Origin of the sequence: Salicibibacter cibarius (assembly GCF_016495725.1) — a bacterium.
GTDB classification, from domain to species: domain Bacteria; phylum Bacillota; class Bacilli; order Bacillales; family Marinococcaceae; genus Salicibibacter; species Salicibibacter cibarius.
On the sequence record NZ_CP054705.1, the window covers coordinates 1,470,160 to 1,491,136 of the forward strand.

Below are 20,977 nucleotides of genomic sequence, written 5' to 3' on the forward strand. Positions count from 1 at the left end.
CCCTGACTCGGACAATTGACCGCCTTATGGCAACCGGAAAAGCGGTCGGTTTTCGTTTTCGGTCGCCATGACCGCTTTATGATGACCGTAATGGCCTGAATCAAAAGAGTTCGGTAACCATAGCAGTTTCATGGTAACCGAAAAGGCTTGTCTTTAAAGCGTTCGGTCGTCATGGCTGCCTCATGGCGCCCGAATGAGCGATTGACTTTTGTTTTCGGTCGCCATGACCGTTTCTTGAAAACCGGGAGTCCTGCTTCGAGGGAAGATATTCGGTCATTGACGAGAGTATTTGATACCTTGACTCGGGCAGTGACAGTTTACCCGGTCGATAGCCCTGGTTTGAAATCCCAATCCGGACTTCCGGTAGTCGGTGTGATCTTTATTTCAGCCTTCTGCACTAGTGTTATTGCCATCATTTACTGAAAACAACTATAGATTTTGGTGAAAGGCCAAAAAAAATTTAAACAAAACACTTGAAAGTCAAAGAAAGTCAAACTATAATAGAAGTATGCAAAGGTCAAATATAGTCAAAGTCAATTTAGGCGCAAACACTAACGTATACAAACAATCAAAAATAAAACGGAACAAGGAGGAAACAGATCGATGAGATGTGATCATTGCCAACAAAACGAAGCGCGAATTCAAATGAGAATCAATGTAAACGGGAAGCAACAGCAAATGAATCTTTGCAAGCAGTGCTATCGGGACATTCGCAATCACATGGGACAGCCTACCGGCATGAGTGGCCAATCGCAATTTGATCAAATGATGAACGCGATGGGCGGCCAGCAGCAAGGTCAACAATATACGAATGCCCAGACGCATCAAGGCGCCGGTCAAGGCGGCGGCTTACTCGACGAGCTCGGGCGAAACCTTTCCGACAGTGCCAATAACGGAGAAATCGATCCGATTATTGGCCGGGACCAAGAAGTGGAACGCGTCATTGAAACGCTAAACCGCCGAAACAAAAATAACCCGGTATTGATCGGGGAAGCAGGTGTCGGAAAGACTGCAATCGCGGAAGGTTTGGCCCTTCGTATTGTACAAAATCAAGTACCGAACAAGTTGAAAAATAAACAGATCTATTTGCTGGACGTTTCGTCACTCGTCGCCAACACAGGCGTACGTGGCCAATTTGAAGAACGGATGAAGCAGTTGATCTCGGAGTTGCAACAACGGGACGATGTCATCGTATTCGTAGATGAGGTGCATCAAATCGTCGGTGCCGGTTCCGCAGAAGGGTCGGCAGATGCCGGTAATATCATGAAACCCGCGCTTGCTCGCGGTGAGTTGCAATTAATCGGCGCGACCACATTGGCGGAATATCGTAAAATCGAAAAAGATGCCGCCCTCGAACGCCGTTTCCAACCGGTCATGGTTGATGAACCGTCCCTTGAAGACGCGAAGAAAATTCTTGCGGGCATCCAGCCGAACTATGAAAAGTATCACGAGGTCACCTACACGGAAGATGCTATTGAAGCATCTGTCGCCCTATCCGATCGCTATATTCAAGACCGGTTTTTGCCGGATAAAGCGATTGACCTTATGGACGAAGCCGGTTCGAAAGTGAACTTGCTCATCAGTGACATGGACGATGGTGAAATCGCCAAACGTTTGGAAGAAATCAAAATTGAAAAAGAAGATGCAACGAGCCAAGAAGATTATGAACGCGCGGCTAAGCTTCGCACTGAAGAATTGCAATTACAAGAGAAACAACAAGAAGCAAAGTCCGAATACAAACATGAATCTGTCGTGGATGTGGCCCGCATTCAAGCGCTCGTAGAAGCCAAAACAGGCATTCCGGTTCGCCGTCTCCAAGAAGACGAACAGAAAAAAATGCGCGACTTGCCGGAACGCTTGAACAGTCAAGTGATCGGCCAAGAAACAGCCGTTGAAAAAGTGGCGAAATCGATTCGCCGTAATCGTGCCGGCCTTCGCCGCGGAACACGACCGATCGGTTCATTCTTGTTCATCGGACCAACGGGCGTCGGGAAAACCGAACTATCCAAAACATTAGCTGAAGAAATGTTCGGTGACCGTGAAGCGATGATCCGAATGGACATGAGTGAGTATATGGAAAAACACTCCGTATCCAAACTCATTGGTTCCCCGCCGGGATATGTGGGACACGACGAAGCCGGTCAGTTGACGGAACGAGTGCGCCGCAAGCCATACAGCATTATTTTGCTGGATGAAATTGAAAAGGCGCATCCGGATGTGCAGCACATGTTCTTGCAGATCATGGAAGACGGTCGCCTCACGGATAGCCAAGGCCGCACGGTTAGTTTTAAAGATACGGTTCTCATCATGACTTCCAACGCGGGAAGTGCGTTTAAAAAAACGACGGTAGGTTTTGGTGCTGATGATGAGGAGCCAAACCCCATGGAAGGGTTGACCGATTACTTCAAACCGGAATTTCTCAACCGTTTCGACGGGATCGTCCGCTTCAATGAATTGTCTCGCGAGCACCTCGTGACGATCGTGGATCTTATGCTCGAGGATCTAAAAGACGCTGCGACAGAACAAGGACTTACCATTGAAGTAACGAGAGATGCCAAACAAAAAATGGCGGAACTCGGCTACGACCCGACCTTCGGTGCACGCCCACTCCGCCGTGTCATCGAGGAATACGTCGAAGACGGAATCGCCGATGTGATGTTGGAAAACGAAGAAGTAAAAAATATAGCGGTGAACGTACGAGACGAAAAACTGAATGTGTCCGCGAAATAAGGAAAGCAGCCCGAAGGGGCTGCTTTTTTTAGCGAAGGGCTGTGTTCCATGGTCAAGCAGCGAAACATATGGACTTAACAAACATTTGAGCTAAACTATATTTAAGGTGGTGATCGCCATGGAATATATTTCGCGTGATCAGTTTAATCAAATGTTTTGTAATAAGGATGAACTTGAAGCAGATGATCTCGTCTATGTTTTAGAGGAACACTTCGGCTATAACGTCTCTTGTAAGAAGAAATCGGGGCTATCCGCAGCCCAAAGACGAAAAGCATTACAAAATCAGGATTATGTGACAGATGATGAAGGAGCTTTAAAAATCATTCATGAGGCTCAAGGTGGGAAATAAACATTTTCGTGTGATGTGAGGGAAAACAGCCTTTTAACAGCTCGGTAAACTGTTTAATATTGACTATGCTAAGGTTTACAATCGTTCCAAATTTCTATTAAGCCTCTATGAATATCAATATACAAGACACGGGTCTTGAGGTGATTCCATTGACTCTATAACCAAAAAATCTTTCCCGACATTCAACCCGTTCGTTGGGGAGTTGGCATGTGATGGACAGAAGAAACAGTTTTATGACGACCAAACATCGGGAAAGTTTCGTGTTTCGGTTCTCATGAAAGCGTTATGGTTCCTGTACGAGAAGGAATCGATACATTTCGGTCGCCATGAAAGGCTCATGGAACCCGAAAACCGAAAAAACTACTCGTTACAGGCCTCATGAGAGGGTTATGGTGCCCGAAAAATGAAAATTCATTGGGCGGGAGGCATCATGAAAGCTCATATGATGGATGTGTTGATCGAACCGAATTTTGAACAGAAAACCCCCATGGTGTTCGGCAGATCACCATGGGGGTTTTTGCATTATTCGATCGGCTCGTCCGTAATCGCACCTTTTGATGCGGATGAGACGAGACGGGCATATTTGGCAAGGACGCCGGATTTAAATCGAAGCTCGGGCGTTTTCCAATCTTTGGCACGAGCCTTCATCTCTGCTTCATCGATATCGACAGCCAATAGCTGTTCATCGCTGTCGATCGTGACCGTATCGCCTTCTTGCAGATAGGCGAGGGGTCCGCCGACTTGCGCTTCCGGTGCCACGTGACCGATCACAAATCCGTGGGATCCGCCCGAAAAGCGACCGTCGGTTAAGAGTGCGACACCCCCACCGAGACCTTTGCCGACGAGCATTGCTGTAACCGAGAGCATCTCCGGCATACCCGGCCCGCCCTTAGGGCCGACGTAGCGGATAACGAGCACGTCGCCTTTTTTAATTTCATCGTTCATGATTGCTTGGGTGGCACTTTCTTCACTATCGAAAACCCGTGCCGGACCACTGAAACGGCTGATGTCTTGGCCGGACATTTTTGCTACGGCACCTTCCGGCGCAAGGTTGCCGCGCAACACGACGAGCGGGCCGTTTTCTTTTTTCGGATTGGAGAATGGCAAGATCACTTCTTGTCCCTCGTGGAGATGTTCTGCTTCTTGCAAGTTCTCCCTTAACGTTTTGCCGGTGACGGTTAACGCATCGCCGTGAAGCAAACCTTCTTCAAGAAGGAGTTTCATGACCGCAGGCACCCCGCCGACGTTATTCAAGTCTTGCATGACGTATTTGCCGCTCGGTTTCAAATCGGCAAGGTGCGGCACACGTTCACGAACGGCCTCAAAATCATCAAGGGTTAAATCCACATCTGCCGCGTGCGCCATCGCTGTCAAGTGCAAGAATGCATTGGTAGAGCCGCCTAGAGCCATCACGACGGTGATCGCGTTCTCGAACGCTTCTTTTGTCATGATGTCACGCGGATAGATGCCTTTTTGCAACAATTCATGGACCAATGCGCCGGCACGTTCACATTCATCTTCTTTGGCTCCTGCAATCGCGGGTGTTGAGGAGGATCCCGGCAAGCTCATGCCCATCGCTTCCACGGCCGCTGCCATCGTGTTGGCGGTGTACATACCGCCGCAAGCGCCCGCGCCCGGGCAGGCGTTGCATTCGACCCGATGCAATTGTTTGTCATCGATTTGGCCGACTTGGTGTTGACCGACCGCTTCAAAAGCGGAGACGAGGTCAATGTCTTTGCCGTCTAGTTTTCCGGGTTGAATGGTTCCGCCATACACGTAGACCGATGGAATATTGAGACGAGCCATCGAGATTAAACAGCCTGGTGTATTTTTGTCACAACTGCCAATGGAAACGAGGCCATCAAAACGCTCCGCCTGTGAAACGGTTTCAATGGAATCGGCAATCACTTCCCGGCTTGGAAGCGAATAAAACATCCCTTCATGCCCCATCCCAATTCCGTCGGATACGGTAATGGTGTTAAAAATCAAAGGAGCACTGTTCGCCGCGGCGCCGTTTTTGGCACTGATCGCCAGCTTGTCCAGATGCATATTGCAAGGCGTCACTTCACTCCAGGCGCTCGCGATCCCAACCATTGGTTTTTTAAAATCGTCGTCTTCAAAACCGACCGCGCGGAGCATGGCTCGATTCGGTGCACGATTCGGACTTTCGCTAATAACTTTTGAGCGGATTCGCAAGTCTTTTTCTTCGTCTGACATTTCTTTCATCCTTCCTCATTGATATGCAGAAAAAAACTATTAATAAAAGAATAGCATACTTTGCGTACTTTCGCCCATCAAGAAAACAAAAACCGACGAGAAAAAATATTGACAGAAAAATATTTTTGTATACAATTATAATAAGAAACGATATACGAATCTTGGAAGTGTGGTGATACGCTTCATTTTAGAAAAAGGAGAATGTACGCGTGTACGAAAAGCGAATGTCGGCTGCTGATTTGGCCTATGAACAATTGAAAACAAACATCATCGAGTGGGTATACGCGCCGTCTGCTCCTTTGCGGGAGGAACATCTTTCCAAGGATTTGCAGATTAGCCGGACCCCATTGCGCCAGGCTCTTTACCGGCTGGAACTGGAAGGGTTTGTCGTCAAGCAGTCGAATGGCCGTATGATGGTCGCGCCAATCACGTTGCAGGAAGCGAGGGACGTTTTTCAGGTTAGGGAAATGCTGGAGAGTCTTGTCGCTCGCGAAGCAGCGGAAAATATGACAGAAGAACATCTCTATCGACTCGAAGACGTCGTCGAACTCATGCACCGAGCGGTGAAAACAAACCGAAGCGATGAGATTGTGAAGCACGGCGAGCATTTCCATCAAATTTTACATGCTTTAAGCACCAATGAAACAAACAAACGCTTTTTGCAGCAATTGCAAAACAAAATTGATCGATATCGCCGGATCGGGGGCTATAAAAATCCAGGCTACTCGTTGCAAACACCGGTAGACGAACATGAAAAAATTTTACAGCTTTTAAAAGCAAAAAAAACGGGAAAAGAGATTGAAGAGGCTATGCGCGCGCACATTAGGCGCAGCCTCGTGACCATCGAGGAAACGCTCGAGCCGTACGTAAACGAAATGGACAAATAAGCAGCATAAAAAGAAGAAATGAGGTGCTTTTAAATGGGAGAGCAGCAAGTGAAAGCCGGACTTGACGGTGTTATTGCGACAGACACGGAAATTTCATATTTGGATGTGGAGAACGAGGAAATTGTCCTTAAAGGCTATGACCTCATCGAGCTTGCCGAAAAGAAAAACTATCTCGATCTTGTCCACCTTTTGTTTGAAGGGTCTTTGCCGGATCAACAAGGGCGGCTGTCCATCGAAAGCGCGTTAAAAAAAGAATATGCCCTTCCGGAAAATTTCTTCAATTTGTTTTCCATGCTTCCAAAAGAAACGCACGCCATGGATGCGATGCGGACAGGTATTTCCGCTTTGGCGGGTTATGATTCGCAGATTGATGATCGGTCCACGGCGGCGAATCGGGACAAAGCGCTGAAAGTATTGGCGAAAATACCAAATATTGTTGCCAACAGCTACCACACGTTGCAAGGGGAAAATCCTGTTCCCGCTAATCCGGACTTGCCGTACAGCACGAACTTTCTTTATATGATTACGGGAAAAGAACCGACCAATTTGGAAGCGGAAACATTCGACCAATCGCTCATGGTATACAGCGAGCATGAGATGCCGAACTCAACGTTTACGGCACGGGTGATTGCTTCCACGAATGCTGATATTTACGGGGCTATGACCGGAGCGGTTTCTTCATTGAAAGGGAATCTGCACGGCGGCGCGAACGAAGCGGTCATGCACATGCTTCTTGAAGCGGAAACCGTCGACGGCATGTCAAAGCTGTTGCATGAAAAATTACGCAATAAAGAACGGGTCATGGGCTTTGGCCATCGCGTGTACATGAAGAAAATGGACCCGCGAGCGTTACTCATGAAAAAAGCCTTGTATAAATTGGCGGTGGAACGAGGTCGGGAAGACCTTTATGAGATGTGTGAACGCGGGGAAGATATCATCCGTGAAGAAAAAGGCTTGTATCCAAACCTTGATTATTACGCGGCACCAGTCTATTATTTATTGAATATCCCGATCCCGCTTTACACACCGATTTTCTTCGCAGCCCGCGTGGTCGGACTCGGTGCACACGTGATCGAGCAACATGATAACAACCGTCTTTATCGCCCGCGTGTCCATTACACAGGTCCGCGTGGATTACACCCTTAAAAAATGAAAGCGAGGCATCTTGCCAATGAGTACAAAAGCAAATGAAAAACCAACCACTGATGAAGTGCTATTAGACATTGCAGACTACGCAGTAAACGGGGAAATCCAAAGCGAAGAAGCGTTGAAAACAGCCAGGTATGTTTTGCTTGATACGATCGGTTGCGGTTTATTGGCCCTTCGGTATCCGGAATGCACGAAACACCTAGGGCCGATCGTTCCGGGAACGACGGTTCCGAATGGCGTACGGGTTCCGGGAACGCAATTTGAACTTGACCCCGTACAAGGCGCGTTTAATATCGGGACGATCATTCGCTGGCTCGATTACAATGACACGTGGCTGGCCGCCGAATGGGGGCATCCGTCCGACAATCTTGGCGGTATTTTGGCGACTGCAGATTATGTGAGCCGCAAGCGGTTAGCCAATGGGGAAAAGCCGCTCACGATGGAGGATGTACTGGTCGCAACGGTGAAAGCCCATGAAATCCAAGGCGTGCTTGCCCTTGAAAATAGCATGAACCGCCAAGGATTGGACCATGTCCTATTTGTAAAAGTTGCGTCAACTGCAGTCGTGACCGCCATGTTGGGCGGCAACAAGGAGCAGGTCGCCGATGCGGTATCCCAAGCATGGGTGGACAACTCCAGCCTCCGTACGTATCGTCACGCCCCGAATGCAGGGTCGCGTAAATCGTGGGCCGCAGGAGACGCGACAAGTCGGGCGGTGCGCCTGGCTCTCATGACGATGAAAGGCGAAATGGGTTACGCAAGCGCGCTTACAGCACCGAATTGGGGCTTCCAGGACGTGCTGTTTGGAGGAGAAACGATCAATCTGGCTCGCCCGCTCGGTTCTTACGTTATGGAAAACGTGCTTTTCAAAGTTTCTTATCCAGCGGAATTCCACGCGCAAACGGCAGCGGAAGCGGCGATAAAATTGCATGATGAAGTCGCGTGGCGATTGGATGAGATCGCGGAAGTCAAGATTACGACCCATGAGTCTGCCATCCGCATCATCGATAAAACAGGGCCGCTCCATAATCCGGCTGACCGCGATCATTCTTTGCAATATATCACGGCAATTGGTTTAATTTACGGCGAATTGACAGCCGATCACTATGAAGATGAGATAGCGCAGAACCCGGAGATTGACGAACTGCGCCAGAAAATGTATACCGAAGAAAACAAGCAATACACGGCTGATTATCTCGACCCTGATAAACGTTCGATTGCCAATGCCGTACAGGTGACGTTTAAAGACGGCTCCAAAACGGAAAATGTAGCGGTCGAATACCCGCTCGGACACCGTCGCCGCCGGGAAGAAAGCATCCCACTGCTTGAAGAAAAATATCACGAAAACCTAAAAACGAGATTTCCTGCCGGACAAGCAGACGATCTCTTGGATTTAGGCGTTAATGCCGAGCGGTTGAAAAACACAACAGTCAATGATTATATGGCAAGCTTCATCATCTAGGAGGAACGAAAATGAGTTGGATTGTAACGGAAAAATCCAGTCAGAAAGAACGCTATCAAGCATTTTTGGATTTGATTAACGATCGAGAACAAATATTGCAAATGCCCGGTGCCCACGACGGCATGTCGGCCCTCGTGGCAAAAGAAACAGGCTTTCAAGCCCTGTATTTATCGGGCGGGGCTTATACGGCCAGCCGCGGGTTGCCGGATGTGGGGCTCATTTACTCCAACGAGATCGCCGAACGGGCGCAAGACATCATCCGCGCGTCTGACCTTCCGGTGCTCGTTGACATTGACACAGGCTTCGGCGGCGTGCTCAATGTCGCGCGAACGGCAACAGAAATGGTCGAAGCGGGTGTAGCTGCTGTACAAATCGAAGATCAAGCGTTGCCGAAAAAATGTGGCCATTTAAACGGAAAACAGCTCGTAAGCACAGAGGAGATGGCCGCCAAGGTGCAAACGATTAAGAAAGTCGCGCCGACGCTCGCTGTCGTTGCACGGACGGACGCGAAGGCTGTGGAAGGGGCCGACGCCGCTGTCGATCGCGCCCGCGCTTATGTCGATGCCGGCGCGGACGCTATTTTTCCTGAAGCGTTAACGAACGAGGAAGATTTTCGTTATTTTGCCGACCGCATTGATGCCCCTTTGCTCGCGAATATGACCGAGTTTGGAAAAACACCATATTTTACGGCGGAAGAATTTTCTTCTTTTGGTTTTCAAATGGTTATTTACCCGGTGACATCTATGCGTGTCGCGGCGAAAGCGTACGCGGAAGTTTTTCAGGAAATCCTGGAAAAAGGCACGCAAAAAGACCAATTGGACCGCATGCAATCACGGGCGGAACTGTATGAAACGATTTCGTACTATGACTATGAAGCGCTCGATGAGCAAGTCGCGAAAACAATTCTTCCCGAGGAAGGGAAAGAACGGCGTTAACAGTGTATGTGCAATAAAGTCGGCTAGCCCCCTTTGGATATGGCTATTCAAAGGGGGTCATTATTTTGGTATGTAAGAGTGCCTCGTGGCGTCTGCGTATGCCGCCACCTCCATCATGGAAATAGTTATTTGCTCAAAGTGAGACCGTTGTCGACTGTATTATATTTTGGCAACTACAAAACGCACCCACGATCATGGCGCCCGAACCCGAGTGCCGCCGAGAAATTCGGTCGCCATGCCCGCGTCATGAAGCCCGAACTCGAGTGCTGCCGGTAATTTCGGTCGCCATGCCCGCGCCATGATGCCCGAATCCAAGTGCTGCCGAGAAATTCGGTCGCCATGCCCGCGTCATGATGCCCAAATCCGAGTGTCGCCGGTAATTTCGGTCGCCATGCCCGCGCCATGATGCCCAAATCCAAGTGTCGCTGAGAAATTCGGTCTCTATGAAGGATCATTTTCGTACAAAAGTATAAATCAACTTTCTTACCTACATAAGTTGGGCTAAGGCTTTTCGCTATAAAAGCTTGGCGAAAAGTCAAGTTTCTAAATAGGTAAGAGCGCCTCATGGCGTCTGCGTATGCCGCCACCCTCCATCATGGAAATAGTTATTTGCTCAAAATGAGCGTTTGTCCTTCAGAGATAGGCACGATGCTCTGTAGAAAAAATGATTGATCGACTAAAGCAGGAGTTATAAAGGGAAGAATAGAATTAATCTATTAGGTGATGAAGGAAATCCATTATCTTAAAGGATCTCAAGAGACGAATAAAGAAGTTCGTTATTTGGGTCCGGAAACGAGTATTAACAATATCGAGGAGGCGCTACTATGGATCAAAAAATGTACGAAACGTTTGCTGAATCGCTTCTAAACACTCATCAAACTCCAGGAGCAATAATCTCATTGAACAATCAACGTTACGAGCAAACATTTGGCTACCGCGATCAGGAAAATCTATTACCCGTTACACCTGACACCATGTTTGGGATTGGCAGTATCGCAAAGGCAATGACCTGTATCGCGGTACTTCAATTACAAGAAGCTGGCGAACTATCCATTCATGACACGATTAAAACATATATACCCGAAGTTACGTTTCAAGGGAGTAATGATATAACCCTTCATCACCTGATGACTCATTCATCCGGTATCCCTCCGTTAAATACGCTTTTTTATGCGAATAAGCAATCGATGGAGAGGGATGGTTCCTTCGATTTGCAAATTAAACTGGGCGCCCCTCTTGACCGGGAGCAAGATAGCATCGATACATACGATGATCTTATAAACCATTTAAATACCATTCCATTTAACCTCCTTGATCGGCCTGGACGATCATTCAGCTATTCAAACGACGGCTATGCGCTTCTCGGTACTATTATTGAGCGTCTGAGCGGGCAACCGTATGAACGTTATATAGAGACAAATATCTTTCAACCCCTGGATATGAAAAATAGTTTCTTTAATCCCGATCGATTGGATCATCGGGCGGCACGCCTGTACATTGTTGATCCAACTGCCGATACGCCAGTGGTTGAACACTCACCAGAATGGTGGGATGCACCGGCGATGTGGGCCGCCGGCTATGTCAAATCGACAGCCAATGATATGCTTCGCTTCGGAGATGTTTTTTTGAACGATGGTAATGGCATTTTAACTCCGGAAAGTCTCGATGCGTTAACGTCCCAACATATTGAAGTAGAGCCCGGTCTGCATTATGGGTACGGCGTTATCGTCATGCCTGACTTTTTTGGAACAACACTCATTGAACATGGCGGAAGTATTAAGGGTGTGACGGCACATTTTGGGGTATTGCCCGATCGAGACATGGCTGCCATTTGTTTAACGAACATTGCAGGTGCCCCTGCTGAATCGCTTTTAAAAGGGGCTGTACAAAGCGAAATGGGTATTGAACCGGACAAGGCAGCCATCAAATATGAAGATTACGAACTTACTGAAGCAGAACGCCATGCGATCATTGGTACGTATCAGTCTAATGAGGGCCAAACGATCAAAGTCTATGAAAAAAATGCAGCCATTTTTGTCGGGTATCTAGGAACCGAAATTCCAACCCGTTCCGTCGGGAGCAGGGCTGTCACAATTGCAATGCATGGGACTGAGTACTTGTTACAGTTTACAGAAAACCGCCTTCATTTTGGGTTTAGGCAGCTCATGAAAAGTGAAAATGAATAAATAATGGAGATTCGTCAGGGTGCCCTGGCGATAAGTCGAGTTTTTCTAAGGTATGAACAGATAAGGGAAGTTAGTTCTGAAGTTCTGCAATAGACACAAATAAAGGAGTGAATCTGTATGAATAGAATTAATCTGATCACTTTAGGTGTAAAAGATATTGGAAATTCGCTTAAATTTTATCGTGACATCGGTTTTGAAGCATCGGTCACGGGAGATGAGGAAAAACCCGTTATAGTATTCTTTAAAAATGAAGGATCAAAGTTAGAGTTATTTCCTATTGAAGAATTGGCAAAAGATATCAATGAAGAGCATCCTCCCGAATTATCAAAAGGAGGATTCTCAGGCATCACGCTTGCTTATAATGCGAAATCTGAAACTGAAGTTGATGAAATTCTTCAATCCGTTAAAAAAGTCGGTGCCGAGGTTGTTAAAGAGCCGAAAACATTGTCATGGGGCGGATACGGAGGATATTTCATCGATCCTGATGGTTATTATTGGGAGGTTGCTTACGGCTCGAATTGGGAATTTGATGACTCAAACATGTTGATCATAAAAGGTTAGAAGTAAAAAATACCATATACCCAATCGAGAATGGAACCAATCAGTTTAATAAAAGGGTCAACACTAAAATCTATGGTCGCAAATGGGTCATGGCACTATGATAGTCGCTACGGAAAAACACGACGCTTTCCGTGGGCTTGCGCTCAGCCTCCTCGTCAGAAAAGACTTTCGCTTTATTCTAGCGGGGTCTTCCCATTACGCTTTCCCACAGGAGTCTCCGTGCTCCGCTAGCTTGTCTCGCCACCATAATTATCCACAGATATCAACGATAGATTTTGATGAAGAGCCCAATAAAATTCAAAAATTCAACCGAATTTAGCTGATTCGAAAGCTATGATAAAACTTATAGGGCAACATATTCATAAATAAAAAGTGAAGAAAAGAAGAGTACATGTAGCTAAGCATGACAGAGACCCCCCGCTTGCTGCGATGGAGGATTATGGGTAACACTGAACCGAACCTTCGAGTTGCACAAAAGATACCGTCATTATGACGATTGATGATGTGCCAGTTTCTACCGTTACAGAGGTAGAGTATATCCTACAGTAAAAATTGTAAATGACAGCCAAGGTCTTTTGGACCGCATGCAATCCAAGTTGCAAACACAATGCTTTTCGAGGAAAGAAAAAACGGCGTTAACACTGAAATAATTTCACCCCTTTGGATAGGCTTAACCAAAGGGGTGTCGTTATAGGGGTCGTTCATTGTCACCCCTCTACTGGATCAGAAGCAACTTTTTCCGAGCCGCTTTTTTGTCTCAGAAATAAATAGATCCCGACTAAAATAAGCGCACCACCGATGACTTCTACTCCGGTTATCATTTCATTCAAGAATAACATGGCTAAGATAGATGCCCCGACTGGTTCTCCGAGTGTGGTCATTGAAACAGTTGTTGTATTGATATAGTTTAATAACATATTATAAATGATATGCGCTGCCGAAGGGAACACGGCAAGGAGTAGGAATACACCCCAATCGTTAGCTGTATAACCTGTCATCGGTATGTTAGCCATTAAATTATAAACGAACATCGTTAAACCGGCGATGAAAAAGACGAGGAAGCTGTAAACCCAATGATTAAGGAATTTTACGTTTCTCTGCCCGATGAGTAAATAGAAAACGACAGAAAAGACGGCAAGGAATGATAATACATTTCCCAATAGGACATCTTGCCCTAAATTTAGATTCCCTCCCCCTACAATCAACACACCAATAAATGCAATGCCTATAGTAAGAAGTGTTTTTAACTGGATATTCTCTTTGAAGAAAAACAAACCGCCAATGAGTGCTATTGCAGGTTGCAATGCCAAAATTAACGTAGAACTGGCCACAGTCGTGTGGTTTAGCGATTCAAACCATAAACCAAAATGACCACCCAAAAAGATACCTGCAAAAATTAATGCGAACCATTCCGGTTTTTTTATCTGAGGGATCGTTTTTATATGTTTTAAAACAAAAGGTAAAAGCAAAGCGCAACCGAGGAACATGCGATACATGACCATTATCGTTGATGGTGCATCCGATAATCGAACGAAAATGGCAGATAACGATATACAGATGATTGTTACAATGAGAAGTATATTGATCGTGCTTTGTTTCATAAAAACCTCCCGCTTTAAAAATTGATCTTTTTTAACACAATTGATATATTACATATCAAATGCACTTTTGTAAATAAGTCTGCTCATATTAGAAGGAGGCCGCTGATGTCTTTACAAGGTCAAAAAATTAATCGTGTGTCCATGCGTAACAATGCGTATGAAAGGATAAAGAATGCCATTATTTCAGGGGAATTAAAACCTGAAGAGAGGTTGAGAGACAAAGAACTCTCTGAACAATTGGGGATTAGTCGAACCCCTGTCAGAGAGGCAATGCTGAGGTTGGAAGATGAGGAATTCATCATAAGTAAACCGAATAGCTATACAATGGTTGCTCCTATAGATGTCATTGAAGTCAAAGAAATTTATAGCATTGTTATTGCATTGGAAACGCTCGCTTTAGAAGAAGCCATAAAAAATCCTCAGTTGCAAGATGTGGAAGACTTGATAAGTATAAATCAAGATTATAAAGCTGCAATAAAACAAGGTGACCCAAAACTTTGCTTGGAAAATGACAGGAAATTTCACGCTCATATTGTGAAAATGTCAGGAAATAACGAATTGGAAAAATTACTAACAAGTGTTAAGGAAAAAATATTAAGAGTAGAATCTTATTATTTTCATAATTCAGTGCCTAAAGATGAATCTTTGCAACAACACAACGTCATTATCGAATGTATTAAAAATAATGAACTTGAACAGGCAACGAACATGCTAAAAGAGAATTGGATGAATAGTTTAAGCAATATAATAAATTTCTGAAATCTGGATAAATAGTGCACAAAAATTTTAAAATGATTCGCTGCAATCGGATTAAGATCTAAGGGAATTACAGTTAAGACCGTTCATCCCAGTATTATTCAAACAGAAATGGCATAGCGCTTATTCAGGTCTTTTTTTGAATACAACGTTGAAAGTATCGATGTAAAGACATTTTTTCCGGTAAGGAAGTTGGTTATATCCGTCGTCTCTTCCGTTCCCTGCGACGTTCGTTAGGCAAAAAGAAGGATCAGAGCCAAACGGGCTATGTACAGGGATGTATATAGCCCATTTTTTGTTTGCGTGTGAGATTAATGTTTATGATAAACTAAGAGTTGGGCTTCCATTTATAATTATAAAGAAAATTAGAAGGAGGAGGCTGTCAGATGAACAAGCTACAAGGAAAAACAGCGATCGTTACCGGTGCCAGCACCGGAATTGGGGCTACTATTGCTAAGGAATTAGCACTGGAAGGAGCAAACGTCGCTCTGGCTGCCCGTCGATTGGACAAATTAAACGAAGTAAAAAGTGAAATTACAGACATAACGAATGGCGAAGTGAAGGTCATGTCTGTCCAGGTAGACATGTCAAATAGAGAAGACGTTAATCAACTCGCTGAAAAGGCACAAGCCGAATTAGGCGATGTGGATATTTTTGTCAATAACGCTGGACAAATGCTAGCAGGAACCGTCCGATCCGGCAAGGTGGAAGAATGGGATAAAATGGTTGATGTTAATATAAAAGGCGTGCTTTACGGCATTGACGCTGTATTGCCGTCGATGCTGAGCCGGTCAACGGGCCATCTTATCAATGTTGCGTCAGTTTCCGGGCTTGAGGTAACGAAAACCAGTACCGTTTATAGCGCTACAAAGCACGCGGTACGAGCCATTTCCATGGGATTGGAAAAGGAACTGGCCAGAACAGGCGTAAGGATGACGAATATCTCGCCCGGGATGGTAGATACAGACTTGGTTGGTAACGGTGCCTGGAATGATCGAAAGATGCTTGAAACAAAGGATATTGCAAAAGCTGTTGTCTATGCCGTCACCCAGCCTGATTATGTGAATGTCAATGAAGTTACCGTCCGTCCGGTTTAACCGGAAGGGATGTCCAGGAAGTAAGTGATGACTGCTTTCTGGATATTTTCTGTGAAAGGAATTGTAATTTGGATTCGGTTGGTATCGCAAAACTGTTTTATTCGGAACGCTTCCACGATTATTCGGAATTGAACCGTAAATCCGGTTCGTAATGTTGAGGGGTACAAAGTAGGTGTTCACTTGGATACATTCATATTTGTCGTTATTATTTTGGTTGCTTCTATCCTTCAAACGAGCACAGGGTTTGGTTTTTCCATTTTGGCAACGCCATTTCTTCTAATCATATTTGATCCGATCGAAGCCATCCAAATCAATCTCATTTTATCCATAATGATCTCTTTGGCTTTATTAAAACAAATAAAAAAAGATATGGACATTAAAATTTTAAAGCGATTTGTAATTGGAAGTTTGTTCGGCCTTCCTACCGGGATTATGACGATTATGGTTTTAAATATCGATGCGTTAAAGTTGGGAATCGGCCTCATGATTCTACTATTAACGATGATGTTAATCCTGAAGTTCCGTCTCAGCCAAACGCAAGGAAGAGATTTATTTGTTGGTGGATTATCGGGTTCTTTAACGAGCAGTATTGGTATGCCGGGTCCCCCTATCATGCTTTATTTTTCAGGTGCAGATATTAAAAAGGAAAAGTTAAGAGGTACAACGCTGGCGTTTTATTTATTTATCTACACAATAAGTTTATTCACTCAAATCATTGTTTTGGGGACTAATGAGGTTATTTGGTTTTCAAGTGGTCTTGCTGTGCCACTGGTTTTGATAGGATTGTATTTGGGGCAACTTTTATTTAAATGGATTCATCCCCGCCTTTTTCAAGTAGTAATCTATATCCTTTTACTTTTTACAGCTATTTATTTGTTGATCGATGTTATGCCCCGCTTTTTCCATTCTCCGTGAAAAACAAACGAAAATCTGTTACGATTGTCACTGGTAAAAGAATCATGTTTCGGAGGGAACCGTTATGGATAGTCAAAAAGATTATCGCATTTTACTTTATTATAAATATGTACCGATGCCGGATTATGAAGAATTCGCAGAGACGCACCTGCAATATTGTAAGGACATGGGGTTACGCGGCCGGATCATTGTCGCCCCTGAAGGCCTAAATGGAACGGTTTCCGGAACGGTCGAACAAACCGACGCCTATATGGAATATGTCAAATCCGATCCTAGATTTAGCGATATGTGGTTTAAGATCGATGAGGCTGATGAGCATGCCTTTAAAAAGATGTTCGTCCGTCCAAAGCAAGAAATTGTGACGTGGCGTCTTGACGAGGACGTGTGGCCGGATGATGATGGCGGTCTTTATTTAACGCCAAAAGAATTTCACGAAGCCATTCAAGAAGAAGGCACCGTCGTATTGGACGGTCGCAATGATTACGAATACGAAATCGGCCATTTTCGCAATGCCATCAAGCCGGAAGTAAGCACGTCCCGTGAATTCCCGGAGTGGATTGATGAAAACATTGATCAACTGAAAGGAAAAAAAGTGCTCACCTATTGCACCGGCGGCATTCGCTGTGAGAAACTAACGGGGCTTCTCAAGCAAAAGGGTGTTGACGACGTCTATCAACTGCATGGAGGCATCGTCAATTACAGTCAGGACGAAGAGGTGCAAGGCCATCTGTTTGACGGGAAATGCTATGTGTTTGATGAACGTATATCTGTCAAAGCCAATCATACCGATGAAGATGTCGTCGTTGCCAACTGCCATCACTGCGGCAAGACGGAGGATCGCTATATCAATTGTTCCAACCCCGAATGCAATCTCCAATATGTCTGTTGCTCCGATTGTGAGGAAAAACACCAAGCCGCTTGCTGCGAAGAATGTCGTGTTCATCCGCGTAACCGCTGGCCGGAAATCAGGACAACGTATGCCACATCAGCCGAATAATGAGGAGAGAAACCGATGGAAACGTTAGAAGTGATACGAACAAGAAGAAGCAACGGAAAAGTTTATCCCGATGAACCGGTGGACAAGGCACTGATCGAAACAATATTGGAAGCGGGAACGTGGGCGCCAAACCATCATCATACGGAACCGTGGAAATTTTTTGTTCAACAAGGCGAGGGGCGCCGCCCGCTCGGGAAAACATTGCGCAAAATAGCGATGGAAGATATGGGCGGCAAAGAAGAATCATTAGACGATAAGGAAGCACAGAAGGTGGCGAAAAAAGAGGAAAAACCGTTTCGCGCACCTGTTGTCATCACCGTCGTCGCAGAGCCGGCAACAAAAGATAAGGTGATCGACATCGAAGAATTTGCAGCAGCCCATGCCGCTGTGCAAAACATGTTGCTCGCTGCCCATTCCCTTGGTCTCGGGGCGATTTGGCGCAGCGGTGCACCCACATACCACCCGGAGATGCGCCGTCTGTATAATGTGTCTGAACGCGGGGGCGTCGTAGGCTTTATTTATCTTGGCTGGCCGGCTTCAAACAAAAAGAAGGAACAGCAACGCCAAGGCATTGAGGAAAAAACGACATGGATGAATGAAGACATTGAGTAATGCCGCTACAGAATTGTAGCGACTATTTTCATCCTATTCTCCATAATGACGGCGAACTTCAGCGACGTAATCATCCGTCAATGGCGTGGATTCATCATAGTCGGGAGCACTTTCCACGATATCGCGATCGGTAAACCGAGTGTAGGCGTGCTCTTCCACCGGAACGAATTCCCGGAACCATTCCACGGGAACGAGATATTTATTTTTAGCGAGCAAACCGGCAGTGTCCACCTCCATAAAACATACTTGCCAGTTGTTCGTATCAAAAACGACATCCGAGACGGTTCCTATTTTGTCCTCGGTCGCATAGACCGAATACCCTCGCAAATCCTTCGTGCTTTGCAAGTAAAAGTCTTTCTCATTCACCTTTTTCTGTTGTTCGCGTTTAACTGCCTTTTTTACCATATCCGAACTGACGCCTGCTTCCGTATTTTCGCCCAAAGTCGCGCCGGGCGTGAACGGGGAGACAGGGCCGCCCCCAGGGAGCATCGGTGCCGGCCCCGGGCCGTAATTGGGCGCTGCCCAGTAATAGCCTAATCCGTAGTGATCGAGGATCGAGGCTTCATACGCCCGGGAAATGGGTTCATGTTCCTTTGGTTGCGGACTATCCTTGATTTGATCTTTCGTCGCTTCGAAATCCACTTCCTGAGCTTCAATATCCAAACGATTAACAAGCTCGGGGCTCAGCAAAACTTTCCCGCCGATGAACCAAGGTCGTGTATCGGCAACAAGAAAACGGACTTTCCATTCACCGGCTGAATCAAAATAAACATCCGTTACTGATCCAAACGTTTCGTCCGCTGCTGATAAGGAAAACGATTGAAAGTCGTGAGTACGGATCAGCATGAAAGAACCTCCTTTTGAATAGCATTTATCCCGTATTATCCTGTTTCCGCTATGGGATTTTTTGAAACAAAAAATTAGCGCCGCATTCCCCTTCAAAATCTTCGATTTAGTGGGGTTAGGCGCTAAGGTCTTGGTCTGGTTATTTTTAAAATCATTTTGGATAAGTATAGAATTAGATTTTCCATAAAGGATAAGGTATAATAGAATCGAACTTATGTTTTGTTATATAATCTCGGAAAACTTTCAGGAGGGTTTGATGATGAACATAGCCAAAACGTTATCGCATAAAATCACAAATCATTCACGCATTTTTGACGCAACGCTAGACATCTACAACAACGCACTGGCTTTTATTATCGAAGTGATAGATACAGAATTCGATAACCTTGATGAGATGAGGACGAAATCTATCGTTCCTGCGGTGGAACGGCTCATTCATGCGACTAAATCAAACCCTTCTCCAAAGTACCGGGCATTTAACGCTCGTTTTTATAAGTTTCCTTCGTATTTTCGAAGAAGCGCCATTGCTTCGGCTTTTGGGAAAGTGAAAAGTTATCGCTCTAATCTGCGTAACTGGGAAGAAGAGAAGGAAATTGCGTTTTCCGAGGGGAAAAGTTTAAAAAGAGCCCTCCAAGGTTGCAATTAAAACACAAGGAATTCCCGGTGTTTTATCGAGGTAATATGTTCAACCGAACCTCGGAATCAACGGCTCAAATCAAAATCTTTCATAATAATGATTGGGTATGGGTAGATATCACCTTCAAAGAACAAGACTTATATAAGCGCGGGGTTTGGGATTGGAAAGAAAACAACCCTAAACTTGTTAAGGTTGGGAAAAAGTATTCTCTTAATTTTAGTTATCAATCAAAAGTGACATTAAATAAAACAAAAATCAACGACCAAAAAATATGTGCGATAGACCTTGGCATCAACAACTCTGCGGTTTGTTCGGTCATGGATATAAAAGGCACTGTCTTGGCTCGTAAGTTTGTCAATCAGCCCAAAGAAAAAGACCGGTTATATACGTTGACGAACAAACTACGCAAAGCGCAACGGACGTCGGGTTGGATTGCTGCACCGAATTTTTGGCGTCGTATCTATGGGATTCAAAAACACATCGTGAATGATACGTCACATGAAATTGTGACATTTGCAAGTGAGAATGATTGCGATGTCATTGTTTTCGAATACCTAGATAAAATGAAAACGCCGAAAGGGTTTTGGGGCGCAAGGAAGCTTCGTTTCAAATTACGTTACTGGCGAAAGAAAGGGATTCAGAACAAAGTAACGGAAATGGCGCATTATCAAGGCACACGTATATCAAGAGTGAATGCTCGGAATACGAGCAAGTTGGCATTTGATGGCTCCGGAGAAGTCGAGCGAGATGGAAAAAAGATCTCGCCACATTTACAACAGGAAAAGTCTATCATGCCGATTTATCTGCTTCGTATAATATTGGCGCGCGATATTTTGTTCGTGGCATCCAAAAATCCATGTCGGAAACGACATGGTTGTCCCTTCAGGCAAAAGTACCTGATGTGGCAAAAAGGACATACACGACCTTGTCTTCATTGATTAGCCTTACGAAAGCATTAGAGGCGCCGGAGGCGTCTTAGCCGCTTTTGTTTGCGCTGTATTTAAGATAAGGGATGCTCCATCAAAATCTTCGATTTAGGT

General features: G+C 45.4%; 18 protein-coding genes. 15 read left to right on the forward strand and 3 right to left on the reverse strand.

Going from position 1 to position 20,977, the window contains the following annotated elements:
- The first annotated feature begins 603 nt into the window (after nucleotides 1-603).
- On the forward strand, nucleotides 604-2,730 hold the full coding sequence (locus HUG15_RS07710) for an ATP-dependent Clp protease ATP-binding subunit (protein ID WP_200128112.1): 2,127 nt from the start codon (nucleotides 604-606) through the stop codon (nucleotides 2,728-2,730).
- Between the two features lie 118 nt (nucleotides 2,731-2,848).
- On the forward strand, nucleotides 2,849-3,079 hold the full coding sequence (locus tag HUG15_RS07715) for a hypothetical protein (protein ID WP_200128113.1): 231 nt from the start codon (nucleotides 2,849-2,851) through the stop codon (nucleotides 3,077-3,079).
- A gap of 522 nt (nucleotides 3,080-3,601) precedes the next feature.
- On the opposite strand, the gene ilvD is transcribed toward HUG15_RS07715, so the two are convergent.
- Entirely contained in the window at nucleotides 3,602-5,296 is a 1,695-nt protein-coding gene (ilvD, locus tag HUG15_RS07720) for a dihydroxy-acid dehydratase (RefSeq protein ID WP_200128114.1), read from the reverse strand.
- Between the two features lie 209 nt (nucleotides 5,297-5,505).
- Between ilvD and HUG15_RS07725 the strand changes: the two genes are divergently transcribed.
- The 6 genes from HUG15_RS07725 to HUG15_RS07755 all read left to right on the forward strand — a co-directional run bounded on the left by HUG15_RS07725 (nucleotide 5,506) and on the right by HUG15_RS07755 (nucleotide 12,476).
- A complete protein-coding gene (locus tag HUG15_RS07725; protein ID WP_246516546.1) occupies nucleotides 5,506-6,183 on the forward strand; it encodes a GntR family transcriptional regulator in 678 nt (225 codons plus the stop codon).
- A 33-nt stretch (nucleotides 6,184-6,216) separates the two neighbouring features.
- Nucleotides 6,217-7,329, forward strand: coding sequence for a citrate synthase (gene mmgD / locus HUG15_RS07730; protein WP_200128115.1), 1,113 nt, complete (start codon nucleotides 6,217-6,219; stop codon nucleotides 7,327-7,329).
- 25 nt (nucleotides 7,330-7,354) lie between these two features.
- The gene (locus HUG15_RS07735; RefSeq protein ID WP_200128116.1) at nucleotides 7,355-8,794 is read left to right on the forward strand and encodes a bifunctional 2-methylcitrate dehydratase/aconitate hydratase; all 1,440 of its coding nucleotides are present in this window, start codon (nucleotides 7,355-7,357) and stop codon (nucleotides 8,792-8,794) included.
- Nucleotides 8,795-8,805: 11 nt separating this feature from the next.
- Complete coding sequence (prpB, locus tag HUG15_RS07740) at nucleotides 8,806-9,729, forward strand: methylisocitrate lyase (protein WP_200128117.1); 924 nt, start codon at nucleotides 8,806-8,808, stop codon at nucleotides 9,727-9,729.
- 824 nt (nucleotides 9,730-10,553) lie between these two features.
- Nucleotides 10,554-11,915, forward strand: coding sequence for a serine hydrolase domain-containing protein (locus HUG15_RS07750; RefSeq protein ID WP_200128119.1), 1,362 nt, complete (start codon nucleotides 10,554-10,556; stop codon nucleotides 11,913-11,915).
- 117 nt (nucleotides 11,916-12,032) lie between these two features.
- A complete protein-coding gene (locus HUG15_RS07755) occupies nucleotides 12,033-12,476 on the forward strand; it encodes a VOC family protein (RefSeq protein ID WP_200128120.1) in 444 nt (147 codons plus the stop codon).
- Between the two features lie 707 nt (nucleotides 12,477-13,183).
- Here HUG15_RS07755 and HUG15_RS07760 read toward each other — a convergent pair.
- Nucleotides 13,184-14,077 (reverse strand): DMT family transporter, encoded by an 894-nt coding sequence (locus tag HUG15_RS07760; RefSeq protein ID WP_200128121.1) that lies wholly within the window; start codon nucleotides 14,075-14,077, stop codon nucleotides 13,184-13,186.
- Nucleotides 14,078-14,182: 105 nt separating this feature from the next.
- Between HUG15_RS07760 and HUG15_RS07765 the strand changes: the two genes are divergently transcribed.
- The 5 genes from HUG15_RS07765 (at nucleotide 14,183) to HUG15_RS07785 (ending at nucleotide 18,454) form a co-directional block, all read left to right on the forward strand.
- Entirely contained in the window at nucleotides 14,183-14,836 is a 654-nt protein-coding gene (locus HUG15_RS07765; RefSeq protein WP_200128122.1) for a GntR family transcriptional regulator, read from the forward strand.
- Nucleotides 14,837-15,219: 383 nt separating this feature from the next.
- Nucleotides 15,220-15,930 carry an SDR family oxidoreductase gene (locus tag HUG15_RS07770; RefSeq protein WP_200128123.1) on the forward strand — a complete coding sequence of 237 codons (711 nt, stop codon included), beginning with the start codon at nucleotides 15,220-15,222 and terminating at the stop codon, nucleotides 15,928-15,930.
- A gap of 180 nt (nucleotides 15,931-16,110) precedes the next feature.
- A complete protein-coding gene (locus HUG15_RS07775) occupies nucleotides 16,111-16,845 on the forward strand; it encodes a sulfite exporter TauE/SafE family protein (protein WP_200128124.1) in 735 nt (244 codons plus the stop codon).
- A gap of 64 nt (nucleotides 16,846-16,909) precedes the next feature.
- On the forward strand, nucleotides 16,910-17,842 hold the full coding sequence (gene trhO, locus HUG15_RS07780) for an oxygen-dependent tRNA uridine(34) hydroxylase TrhO (protein ID WP_200128125.1): 933 nt from the start codon (nucleotides 16,910-16,912) through the stop codon (nucleotides 17,840-17,842).
- 15 nt (nucleotides 17,843-17,857) lie between these two features.
- The gene (locus tag HUG15_RS07785; protein WP_200128126.1) at nucleotides 17,858-18,454 is read left to right on the forward strand and encodes a nitroreductase family protein; all 597 of its coding nucleotides are present in this window, start codon (nucleotides 17,858-17,860) and stop codon (nucleotides 18,452-18,454) included.
- A gap of 33 nt (nucleotides 18,455-18,487) precedes the next feature.
- Here HUG15_RS07785 and HUG15_RS07790 read toward each other — a convergent pair whose 3' ends face one another.
- Complete coding sequence (locus HUG15_RS07790; RefSeq protein ID WP_200128127.1) at nucleotides 18,488-19,300, reverse strand: PRC-barrel domain-containing protein; 813 nt, start codon at nucleotides 19,298-19,300, stop codon at nucleotides 18,488-18,490.
- A 259-nt stretch (nucleotides 19,301-19,559) separates the two neighbouring features.
- Between HUG15_RS07790 and HUG15_RS22940 the strand changes: the two genes are divergently transcribed.
- Complete coding sequence (locus HUG15_RS22940) at nucleotides 19,560-19,946, forward strand: hypothetical protein (protein ID WP_246516547.1); 387 nt, start codon at nucleotides 19,560-19,562, stop codon at nucleotides 19,944-19,946.
- On the forward strand, nucleotides 19,937-20,875 hold the full coding sequence (locus HUG15_RS07795) for a hypothetical protein (protein ID WP_246516548.1): 939 nt from the start codon (nucleotides 19,937-19,939) through the stop codon (nucleotides 20,873-20,875). Before HUG15_RS22940 ends, HUG15_RS07795 begins: the two co-directional genes overlap by 10 nt.
- Nucleotides 20,876-20,977 lie beyond the last annotated feature (102 nt).

Coding starts and splice junctions, on each gene's coding strand:
- HUG15_RS07710 (WP_200128112.1), top strand. CDS start 604: ATGAGATGTGATCATTGCCAACAAAACGAAGCGCGAATTCAAATGAGA.
- HUG15_RS07715 (WP_200128113.1), top strand. CDS start 2,849: ATGGAATATATTTCGCGTGATCAGTTTAATCAAATGTTTTGTAATAAG.
- ilvD (WP_200128114.1), bottom strand. CDS start 5,296: ATGTCAGACGAAGAAAAAGACTTGCGAATCCGCTCAAAAGTTATTAGC.
- mmgD (WP_200128115.1), top strand. CDS start 6,217: ATGGGAGAGCAGCAAGTGAAAGCCGGACTTGACGGTGTTATTGCGACA.
- HUG15_RS07735 (WP_200128116.1), top strand. CDS start 7,355: ATGAGTACAAAAGCAAATGAAAAACCAACCACTGATGAAGTGCTATTA.
- prpB (WP_200128117.1), top strand. CDS start 8,806: ATGAGTTGGATTGTAACGGAAAAATCCAGTCAGAAAGAACGCTATCAA.
- HUG15_RS07750 (WP_200128119.1), top strand. CDS start 10,554: ATGGATCAAAAAATGTACGAAACGTTTGCTGAATCGCTTCTAAACACT.
- HUG15_RS07755 (WP_200128120.1), top strand. CDS start 12,033: ATGAATAGAATTAATCTGATCACTTTAGGTGTAAAAGATATTGGAAAT.
- HUG15_RS07760 (WP_200128121.1), bottom strand. CDS start 14,077: ATGAAACAAAGCACGATCAATATACTTCTCATTGTAACAATCATCTGT.
- HUG15_RS07765 (WP_200128122.1), top strand. CDS start 14,183: ATGTCTTTACAAGGTCAAAAAATTAATCGTGTGTCCATGCGTAACAAT.
- HUG15_RS07770 (WP_200128123.1), top strand. CDS start 15,220: ATGAACAAGCTACAAGGAAAAACAGCGATCGTTACCGGTGCCAGCACC.
- trhO (WP_200128125.1), top strand. CDS start 16,910: ATGGATAGTCAAAAAGATTATCGCATTTTACTTTATTATAAATATGTA.
- HUG15_RS07785 (WP_200128126.1), top strand. CDS start 17,858: ATGGAAACGTTAGAAGTGATACGAACAAGAAGAAGCAACGGAAAAGTT.
- HUG15_RS07790 (WP_200128127.1), bottom strand. CDS start 19,300: ATGCTGATCCGTACTCACGACTTTCAATCGTTTTCCTTATCAGCAGCG.
- HUG15_RS22940 (WP_246516547.1), top strand. CDS start 19,560: ATGAACATAGCCAAAACGTTATCGCATAAAATCACAAATCATTCACGC.